Below are 2,113 nucleotides of genomic sequence, written 5' to 3'. Positions count from 1 at the left end.
AAGTGCACACCCAAGCTTAAACCTAAAAAGCCGCAGAGAAGATTTCTTCGTCACGGCTTTTGTTCACTTTAAGTCTTGTTTGCCTGTGAACTTTGCTTTTCCGTAATCAATGTCGCTTCGCGCTCCCGTTTTAAACGGCTCGTTCATGAGACGCATCCACACCCGTTGGACATAAGGGATGTGTTGCGATCCTTTTTTGCGTTGGCCGCTGATGCGGCCTCCTCAAACTGCAAGAAGGCCCTGAGACGGCCTTCTTCTGAAAGCGTTTCAATCCAAGCATTTGCCGCGTGGCGCAGAGCCTTTTGCCGCGCAAGGTCTGTCACAACAGCCTGCTTTTGCTCTTTCTCAATTGATTGCTTAAAACGCTCGAGAGCACGGTCGCCCCCAGTTTGTTTCTTCTCAGACATAGTATAGTTCCTGTAGGTTATTAAACGAACGGACCATTCCGTCGCTAGAAAGGAACTGGGTTTCGTTCGGAAAAAAGAAAAACGGTTTGATGCCCTTTTTTCGAAATATTTTTCTTCTCGATCACCGGGGCTGGAATTTGGCTTGGAAACCGCCCCTTTGAGGCCCGCACTCTTCTGTAAAGACAGGATATTTTTGACGAGGGGTTTACGGGCCTGTGCGATCTGTAGCGCCAGTGTTTGAGGTAAAAGTGCTGCGATCCGTACGATCTCCGTATCTGCGGCCTTTATCTCTGCAAACTCACCTACAAGCACTTCCTTTGCCTTTTTCTGCGCGCGCGTCTCGGCTTGCTGTCGCAACTGGAGCCAAGCGGCTCCAAGGACTGATTTCGCGCGCTTGAATCCTATCGGAGATTTGCGAAGCCGCTTTAGAATGCTTTGGTTGGCATCGGTGTTCTTCTTTGCATCCAAAGCGCGCAGTTTTGGTTCAGCCCCCTTGTCTTCAAATTCAAGGAAGCCACTGGCCAATCCCTCTGCAACAGAAAGCACCGCATCCGCTTCTTCTTCTCGTGAAGCGACGTCTTGCTCTTTCTGTTTGAGCTCCTTTTGGGCTTTCTTAATCCGTAGTTCTTCATCCTGACGCCATTTTTGTGTGCGCACATGACGCCTCTTCGGTGGCGGCGTTTCGCCCTGCTCGCGTGCCTCTCGAATTTGGGCTGCGCGATTGTCACCGCGTACCAGATCAAGAGGTTCAAACCATTTTCCGACGCTGTCTTGTGCTACTTCATAATTTTCGATGACTTCATACTTGGAGGGCTGCAGAACCTTTCTAACGCCAATTCCCTTGCCGACCGCCACGCGCGGCATGATCACTGCATAAATATGATAGGTCGTTTTATCTAGATCCGCCCGCGCATGCACAACGTCGTCACCGAACGTGTTTTTCAGCCAAGCGACGGCGTGCTGTTCAAAACGATTTTCCCGCGTTTCTAAGCCGAGAAATCCGCGATATCATTTTCGAACCAATCTTTATGCGCCGTCAGGATTACCTCCCGCATCGGCCCATGTTTGGTGTTTCGCCAAGGCGCTTTAGGGCCTTCAACCATCCATTTTTTGATGTCTGACTTCCGCCTACGACGCGCTAATCCATCCAACTCGTTGGCAAAGTTATCCACGCAGATTTCGGAGATTTCTTCTTTAACGCTCTCAGCCCAATCGACCTCACCGATCAAGCGTTTGTTCGACGCGCTTCGCTCCGCATCCACATGGTCCAGATCGCCGCCTTTACGCTCTCGGTGCATCTCGTAGCCCGCGAGTTGATGCGTCCACAGGCCTTCAAACCGACAAACTACCGGGTATTTTTTCGCGCTAAAATCTACTGTCACTTAAACGTCTCCTGGAAAATACAGGAAGGACGTAGGTTCAAGTGATCAAATCAGGAAACCTGGTTTGAATAAAAAACCGGGAATGGGGTTAGCATCCAGACATTGGCGAAAAGTTTCTGCATTCGCAGGGTCGCCCTTTGGGCTGGAAGCGTCGATAGACGTAAAGGGCGGAAAACGGTCATTCGTTGCACGAAGTTATACGTTCAGCTCAGCGGAGAGGCTGTGTGGAAACCCGGCTGATCTTGGTGCCCTTAAGAGTTTTTGACGTTCGTGTCCATTTTGGCACGATATCGTTATTCCGCTACCCTGATGGATCATGGTGGC

General features: G+C 50.4%; 2 protein-coding genes. Both read right to left on the bottom strand.

Going from position 1 to position 2,113, the window contains the following annotated elements; genetic code table 11:
* Window positions 1-143: 143 nt before the first annotated feature.
* On the bottom strand, window positions 144-1,271 hold the full coding sequence (locus AB9F29_RS21165) for a hypothetical protein (RefSeq protein ID WP_369757159.1): 1,128 nt from the start codon (window positions 1,269-1,271) through the stop codon (window positions 144-146).
* A 122-nt stretch (window positions 1,272-1,393) separates the two neighbouring features.
* Window positions 1,394-1,789, bottom strand: a complete 396-nt coding sequence (locus tag AB9F29_RS21160) for a hypothetical protein (RefSeq protein WP_335586942.1) — start codon at window positions 1,787-1,789, stop codon at window positions 1,394-1,396.
* Window positions 1,790-2,113: the final 324 nt, after the last annotated feature.

Origin of the sequence: Falsihalocynthiibacter sp. S25ZX9, from assembly GCF_041205405.1 — a bacterium.
GTDB lineage: Bacteria > Pseudomonadota > Alphaproteobacteria > Rhodobacterales > Rhodobacteraceae > Falsihalocynthiibacter > Falsihalocynthiibacter arcticus.
This window is presented reverse-complemented; position numbering and strand designations above follow the sequence as displayed.